The following is an 8703-nucleotide window of genomic DNA, read 5'->3' as shown; positions in this document are numbered from 1 at the left end:
AATGATTATCGTTGAGAAATTTGATGAGCACATTCTTTATATAATAATATAACTTTATTTTACAGGTCGCTCCTAAGGAGCTTTATATTGCTTATATTTTCCTGCTATGAACAGTCAGCTCCGAGTGGAGCTTTAAAAAATTGAGTAAAAATCAAAGAGGTTCAAAAAAAACTCTAAAATAGGTTCTTCTTTATATTATGGGCTGAATTTTACTCTTTTTAATTTTATCTTTTATCTTTTTACTTATGAACCCCTTCCCTAGCCCGGATTGAACGGCATGTTTGAGCTCTTTTTGATAACAAGGGAAAAGCATGGCGCAAAAAAGCGAGTAGTGAAAGCCGGATTAAGCTACTGAAAAAAGTTGGAGAATTGGAGGATGAGAAAGTTTGAGAGTATACTTATTTATATATCAAAAAAAATACCTCCGAAAAGATTCAGAGGTAGAAATATGTTTTCAAGTTTTTATGAAAGAATCATAAAAAACGTTTGACTAATACTTTATATATATAGTATCCTACTAAGCAACCGATGGTATCGGCGACGATATCGAGTGTTTCCATTGATCTGCCGAGTTTCATTTCTTCCTGGAGAATTTCTGTGAGGAATGCATAAATCAACATAATCTGGAAGAAATAGGAAAATCTAATCTTGGGAAAAGCAGCGATAAAGCAAAAACCTAATGCCGCAAATATACTTAAATGTAAAACCTTGTCGATTCCATTGAACATAAAGAAATATTCTTTGTTCTCGACACCGGGACGCAAAAGCATATAAGTAAGAAATGCCCAATAAATGGGCAGTATCTTAATAAATATGTTTGAAATTTTATCCAATGATTGCTTGATATTCTTCAGCAGTAAGCAATTCTGAATGATCTGCATCTTCTGCGATTTCAAGCTTGATGATCCATCCGTCTCCGTAAGGATCTGAGTTTAATAATTCCGGTTGATCTTCTAAACCAGCATTGAACTCAATTACTTTTCCTGAAATTGGCAAGAATAAATCTGAAACCGTTTTTACAGCTTCTACACTTCCGAAAACATCTCCTCCATTAACCTCATCATCTACTGTATCTACATCTACATAAACGATATCTCCCAACTCTCCTTGTGCAAAGTCTGTGATACCAATTGTAGCGATGTTACCTTCGATTTTTACCCACTCGTGGTCTTTAGTGTACTTTAATTCTGACGGTGTATTCATTTTATTTTTTTTATGTTGACAAATTTATTCAAAATAGAGATATGCTCAAAGTAAATTTTGCATAAGTATAAAGAATAATTGGTCTTTGTGCTATTCTTCGTTTATATCTAAGGCAAACTTACGAAAGTATTGATACCAGATCCTCATGGAATTATCCTGAGTTGAAAAACAACAATCTTAAAAAACCAATTTGAACAATAAAGCAAGTACTATTTTATCTTATAACCTGAGTTCTTTGGTGGTGTCTGCAGTTCTCATATTGGCTATAAAAAATAAAAGACACACAATACTGCGCATCTTTTATTCTTATTTAAATTAATTATTATTACCTACCAAAGATAGTCATTGAAATGTTATCATCCAATAGCTGTGAAATAAAAATTCCCTTTCTTTTGCAGAAAGGGAATTGTGAGTTTATCTATTTTAAAAACCTCCGGAATCACCAAAAGTGAATGTCGCAGAAATTCCTGCTCTAATCGTTGACAGCGGAAAGGCTGTAGAAATCTTGTACTTGGAAGTCATCTGCTCGTAGAATAATCTTAAGTTAAGATTCTCTGAAACGTTGTAGTCTGCAGAAAGTTTAATGTTCATTAATTTTTGTCCGCCCGTAATTTGAGAATCATTCAATAAGATATTCATAATACTTGTCTGGCTGTCTCTCAAGGAAATATCACCACGGATATTTAAATCTGACCCTTTCGCTCTTGCCCCTCGCTGATTATTGGTTCCCAAACGGAAGTTTCTTACAATATATCCTAATCTTATTACATATTCTGAATAGGCATCTTCGGTAAGGGAGTGATTGACCAAACCAAGAATCATACTTCTTGTTTTGTTGTACTGCACCCCAAACTGCATATTGTTTCTCATGGTAACATCAACTCCGATTAATGGTGAGAAAGATTCTGTATAACCTACCTGAGAGAATGTATAAGGATTGATATAATTATCATTAACATCTCTTAAAGAACTTCCTGGATCAGTTCGGCTGTTGAAATAATCAATATTCGATTGTATTCCTGTTGCAGTATATGTTGCAGTATAACTGTGGAGAATATCAAATTTGGTAAACTGTCCGTTAATGATTGGAACATTTCTAAGACCTGAATAAATAATTCTCCAGTTCGGAAGAGGAAGTCCTGCCTTTTTTGCATTTCCTAAACGTTGTGGGCTTTTACCTTCCATTGCTGCACGGAATGCAGGAATTAAAACATAAGCATTAGAAATACCGTATCCTTTTGTAAATCCATCCGGATTTAAAACTCCACCCATTTGTTGTGAAATCAGCTGAGCATTGGCTCTGATGGCATCATAAATCACGGTACTTTCTTTAAATGATGAGTTTAAAAGAACCACCGTATTAGAATACGATACCATATCACTTGCGAACGTAAGATTCGGATTTGCAATTCTTGTTTGCTCATCTACATAATTGAATCCTGTCTGCGAGAAATTACGGTTATAAGTCTGCAAAACATTAAAGCTTATATTAAAATCATTCATCGGGGAGACCTGTAAATCTGATCTAAACTCTCGGGTAGACATTTTCATATAAGGATCAATCATAAATGGCGAATCACTCACCCAGCCTCTTTCCATCACTGTACGTCTGATGTCTGCCTGCGACCCAAAAAGGAAACCTAAAGAAGGACCTCCCAAAGTTTGGCCATACCCATATCCGTTTGGTGCAGATAATAAACCAGGAAGCACGGTTCCGCTATTTTCGGTATAAGTTACATTTAATTGCTTCATAGAAGTAAGTACAAATGCTGCGCTCTGTAAAATAGAAAGCTTGTTTTTAAACTTATATCTCTTGTATGCATATCTGTTTTTCTCCCAAGCCTGATTAACCGCCGTATTAAGAGAGTCTTGCTCCTGCTTACGTTTCTGAAGCGTGGTCGACATCCTTTTAAAGTAACTGAACTGTCCGAAAAATTTCGGAAGATCTGCTGTAGCGTTCGCCGAAATAACATTTGAATTTTGCCCAATTGACCCTAAACTTCCTTCTGGGCTTGCAAGAAGTGCCGTAGATCTTGCATTCCAATTGTAAGTAAAGCCATATCCTAATTCTGCATCAATAAAATCTAAATATGGAAGATACTGGAACGGTAATTTATAATTTAACTGAACTTTGTGATTATACAAAACTGGTCTCCCCGCTCTGAAAATATTCCCAAAAATAGATGAATTATCCATAGTATTCACATCCACCTGATCATTCAATGTTCTTGTAGCAGAGTTAATTTCCAGTTTTAGAGATTTAGTAAAATTAAATCCTAAACCATATTGCCAGCCGAAGTAGAAGTTTCTGTTCTTCAAAGCAGCAAAGTCATCATTAAGATTACCGCTCAGAATAGCATCTATATTTCTAAATTCTAACTCGTTGTAATTTCTGTCTAATTCGGTTCTGAAAGATAACCTTGTAGGAACCGGATTGATATTAAACTCTTTTACCCATCTCAAGTATTTTGTAGATTTTGCCGTATCACTAATCATTTTATTGAATGGCTTTACTACCCATGGTTTGAAGGTATAGTTGTAATCTAAATACCCTCTGAAATACTGTCTGTAGTTTTTCTTGGTATAAATATCTCGGTAATGATCGTCATTATAAACAGCCGTCAATGAAAGGTTTTCTACATCATAAAACTTGGGCTTACTGTTTGGCTTTACCCTTTCTTTATGCATGTTCACCACCCCGATACTTCTTTGCTGAGTATACGTTCTGGCTACTTTTTTAAGTTCTTCTCTATTTGCAGCTTTACTAAATTCCACATCGGTATCTAAAGGATTGTATTTTGGATCTTCGATGGTTTGTGAGTAAGAATAATTTACAGGAATTTTCATTCCTGTTTTTTCAGGTAAGAATTTATCTACGTTTACTGCGGTATTGATACTGAAAGCAGATTGCGCCGCCTGACTTCTTTCTGCCGGTTTAGAATCTATATTTCCAAAACCTACTGATGAATAAGAAGCACTTGTATTAACCGTTGCAAAATCCCCCAAATTGAAATTCAAACTCGCATTTCCTGCATACCCACCATCGTTATCAATTTCAGAAAGACGGATTTCGTTTACCCAAACAATTCTCGTAATAGGAGTTAAACCTCTAGTTGGAGCATGTCTGACACCAACCATTATTGTCGTAATGTTTCCTAAGCTAGGACGACCTTTTATATAGATTTTTTTAGAGGTATTTCCACCGTCAAATTCTTCATCTAAAGTCCTATCCGTCAACTTAATAGCAGAATTTCGATCACGTCTTATTTTTGCATCTACAAAATCTTGAATATTAAAATCAACATCATTTTCAAATGGCCAAATATCCATGGGTGCTGTTGCACTTTTTGGAGTAATCTTTAGAGAAGATTCATATTCATAATAGTTATCCGTAGCATCGCTTCCAAAACGAATGAAAAATTTCGTTTGATCATTAATTTCTCCTGGAGATGCAGTATTTGTAGGATCTTGAGCATGTACAAAAAGTTTTAATTTTTTGTATCTTCTCATGTCAAGACTTGTATTTTTGAATACCCCTCTCGCTTCATTAACAGCTAGGTTAGTCGCTTTTAGGTACAATGATGATTCATTTTGTCTTTGTGCTCCTGCATTTCCACTTAGTACTTGTCTATCGATTCCTGGAGGAAGTACATAGGGAGGTTGGTTTAGAGCATTCTCTTCGATATTTACACTTCCAACTTCAAAGTTCTCTATATTTTGTGTCGTTAAACCTTCGTCAGTTGCAGGATCTGGAACTGTTCCTCCATCTGCATATTTAGCAATATTTTTGCTATATCTTCTCCAGTCTGATCTGATCAAATCCATTGTACCAAATCTCAATGTTGAAGTTTGATCAAATCCTGTTAATAACAATCTGGCAAATCTTACATTATTAAGTACTGATTCACTTTTTGCACCACCAACCCCAGCTTCTTTGAATTTTGAAACCGGAATTCTGAAAAGATACCATTTTACATCATCAGTAGAACCGTTTTGGAATGTAGCTGTTACTGTTTTCTGATCAATGATATAGTTATCTGTCCCTAATCCTAAACTTGCCTGGTCTAATTTAATAGCGTATTCATTATAGTTTTCAATTTGGTCAAGATTATAATCTTTATTAATATCTTCAGCATCGGGAGTCTGTGAAGAAACTTCTAATGAACCACTTCTTGAATTTCCTTCCGGACCTCTGAAATATTTGTATCGCTGAACGATAGATGCTGCCTGACTTCCTGTGAATTTATCTGACAAATAGAATACGAAATCATCAATTGCTGGATCCGAAATATTGGTTACGGGATTTACAAAGGTATTTCCAAACCTCATCGCTTCCTGATCAGAGCTTAATCCGTCATATCCTAAATCCTGAGCCGTTCTATCTGCCCCTTCACTTGAAAACGCATATAAGATTGGTGGCTGTTTTGGTTGTATTCCCCAGTTAGAGGTTGTCGTTGTTGACGGATTTCCCCCAGTAGGTAAACCGTTTTCGTACTGCATTAAACCGTCTTTCAAAACATCTTCAGAGACATTACCTAATTGTAGTAAAAGCTTAGGATTTGCTCCTAAAGTATTACCGTCAGCATAAGGATCCATCATCCAGAATTCTACAAATTCAATATTAGAATTCACAAAATTGGTAACACTTATAGGACGCATAATTCCCGCCCATCTTTCTGCTGTAGTCTCCGTTCCTGGATTGGTGTTATAAGGTCCTTTTTCCTGAGGGAAATAAGAAATATCGAAAGTATTGGTAAAGGTTTGTTCTCCCGCTACAAAATCTCTATTGTTAAAAATTTCTGAGAATTGCACCCTTCTTGAGGCGTGATTAGAAACTGATGCCGGTGTAATTCCCTGCGGCGCTCTTCCTCCTACTCCCCAGAATCTAGGATCAATGTTATACCAGGTAAGCAAACCTCTACCGTAGCCATTGGTTAAATTATCATTAGCACCTGCTCCGGTAAAAAGTGGATTATCTTGGCTTTTCTCTGGTTTGGAGGCTAAACTCCATGCTGTAGGTTCTTTTAATGAAATCTTTGAAGTCGTCTGCTCAAAATCGTCAATATACGACTGATTGTTTGTCCCTTTATTAATTCCCGGAATTAAATAGGCTCCTTCCATTTTAAAGTTTAAGTTGGAAGGAGCTTCCGTGTTGATGCCCGGAATTTTATCTGTTAATCTTGTTAGGAATGGCAACTGATTGTTGTACATCATATTCACTCCCGCCATGGTATTGTTTACGGCTTCTTGTCCGTAATTAACTTTTTGGGTAAGCGGAGATTCGGAATAATTAACAACCGTTCCACCGAAAATAAAATTTTCACTAACTCTTCTTTCTAAATTTAAACCTAAAAATCTTTTTCTTTGGGTATTGAACGTTAACTGATTTTCTAATGAAATATTGATTGCCTGACCAGATTGTTTTACTGTTTCGTTAATAATAGTGACAGATCCCAACATGTAATCTACCGTATAATCAATACCTTCTGTAAGCTGTACTCCGTTTGCAGAAACTTTTACAGAACCCTGAGGTACGTTTACTGCACCCAAAGAAATCCCTTGACCTTGGGCCCCTTTGTAACGACCTTCCATCGTATATCGCAGGGCAAGATTACTATTGCTTGCCTGTATTTTCTGTTGCGTATAAAGGTCTGAATAGACATATTTAGGGTCGTTTCCTACCAAACCTGCTATATAACTTCCAAAAGGCTGTACTTTGGTAAACATAATACGTCCTTGATCTTTCTTGATAGTAATTCCTTCTACAAAGTCAAAAACCCCATCACCTAAAACCCCATTATTATTCTGTAAATCGCCATTCACATTTAGACGATCCCAATTAAAAAGTTTAAGCAAATTGGTGCCTTCAACGGGAGTACCGGGTAAGTAATTTACTTTCCCACCTGTCTGTGCATCACGATAATATACATTTAAAATAAAACCATCTCTGTCTACCTGTGCTGCATCTAAAGAATAAAAATTCTTCATCATTAGATTCCACATTGGTGACTCAACTTTTGTATCACTGTTTGATCTTAATAATTTAGTAACCAAAACTGGGCTTTCTTCCGAAAATTCCCCGACTTTATAAACCTGATTGGTTCCGTTTACGGTATATGAATATGAAACCGCCAAAAGCTGATTGTCATTGAGTTTTTGATTTAAAGAGATATATCCCAACTGTGGATGAAAGGTATATTCATTTGCATCCATTCTTCTGGCTTTGGTACTTAAAACAAAATGTTCCCCATTTTCATAAGGTTGTGCACTTCCCGAAAATGTCTGCCCTTGGAAATTGGTTAGATAATTTTTACCTTGCTCTCTTGGTTTACCAATGGCGTTATTAATCTGATTATATAATCCGTTTTGAGAGTTATCCGGCGACCCTGAAGCTCCTTCTCCTAAATCTCTGATCCCGATAATACTTTTCTGATAGGCTAAATTTGAATTTCCCTGATCCAAAACCCAAACCTCCATTCTGGAAATACTGATTCTGGAATTAATTTGAGGATAATTAAGCAAAGCATTATCATAATTATTTAAGAAATACTGCCCGATAAAATAATGTTGATTGTCTTCATAATCTAGAGCATTTACTTTAAAATTATTCATTGTTCCACCACCTTGTACTACAATATTTCTTGCTTCACCTTGTTGTTGTGAAAGCACCACCGTTCCGAAAGTTTTACCCAGCTGAAATTCACTTTTCACCCCGAATAAAGATTCAGAACCACGAATCAAACTTGTAGAAAGAGGCATATTCACATTACCAAACTCAATTCGTTTGATAATCTTGTCTTCACCTCCAGCATTGGGTTTATTTACTTCATTTAATCCTTTAGACTGAAGGTCTTTCCAGGTACCTTTAGACTGCCAAACCAAATTCATTCTATTCTCAAAAGCAAAACCGCTTTGAGTATCATAATTGGCTTTAAGCTGTAAGTTTTCACCAACCTTTCCAATTAATCCTAACTGAATTCTTTGATCGATATCAAACGTAAAACTGGTTCTGTTTTGGGGTAAAATCAAAGGATTATCAATTTTTTGGTATAAACCTCCAAAATCAAATGAAGCATAACCAGAAGGAATAATTTCAATTTTATTACTTCCAAAAATAGATTCAAAAAGTCGGTTGTTAATCGTTAAAGAAGGAATCAATCCTTTCTTTGCCGCGTCCGTTTTATCTTTTCTGAACATTAAATTGTACTGATTAGACTTTTCTCTATAAAAAGCTTTAGACTGCTCTGCAAGCATAAACTCTTTATAATCTTCCGCCGACATGGCCACAGGTGGTCCGGTAATTGTATTACCAATCTTAGGATACACGTAGTACATTCCGATTTTTACATCGTAATATGCTTCGTAATAAGTTGGGTCGGTAACTTCGTAATTCTTTTTTATAGAGATACCTTGTTGCGGTTGATCCTGCCCAAAAACATTAATTGAGCTGAATAAAAACGACAAGAGTATATAGATGCTGAGAAACTTATTATTTTTCAC

3 protein-coding genes are annotated in these 8703 nt (G+C 35.7%); all 3 read right to left on the bottom strand.

The genetic code is table 11. The annotated features are described in order from the left end of the window. Positions 1-473: 473 nt before the first annotated feature. The gene (locus tag AB671_RS04450; protein ID WP_082987231.1) at positions 474-881 is read right to left on the bottom strand and encodes a VanZ family protein; all 408 of its coding nucleotides are present in this window, start codon (positions 879-881) and stop codon (positions 474-476) included. Then, entirely contained in the window at positions 826-1203 is a 378-nt protein-coding gene (gene gcvH / locus AB671_RS04445; RefSeq protein WP_066679999.1) for a glycine cleavage system protein GcvH, read from the bottom strand. Before gcvH ends, AB671_RS04450 begins: the two co-directional genes overlap by 56 nt. Before the next feature lie 423 nt (positions 1204-1626). Then, a complete protein-coding gene (gene sprA / locus AB671_RS04440) occupies positions 1627-8703 on the bottom strand; it encodes a cell surface protein SprA (RefSeq protein WP_066680000.1) in 7077 nt (2358 codons plus the stop codon).

The sequence above is a fragment of the Chryseobacterium sp. BGARF1 genome, assembly GCF_001677955.1.
GTDB lineage: Bacteria > Bacteroidota > Bacteroidia > Flavobacteriales > Weeksellaceae > Chryseobacterium.
This window is presented reverse-complemented; position numbering and strand designations above follow the sequence as displayed.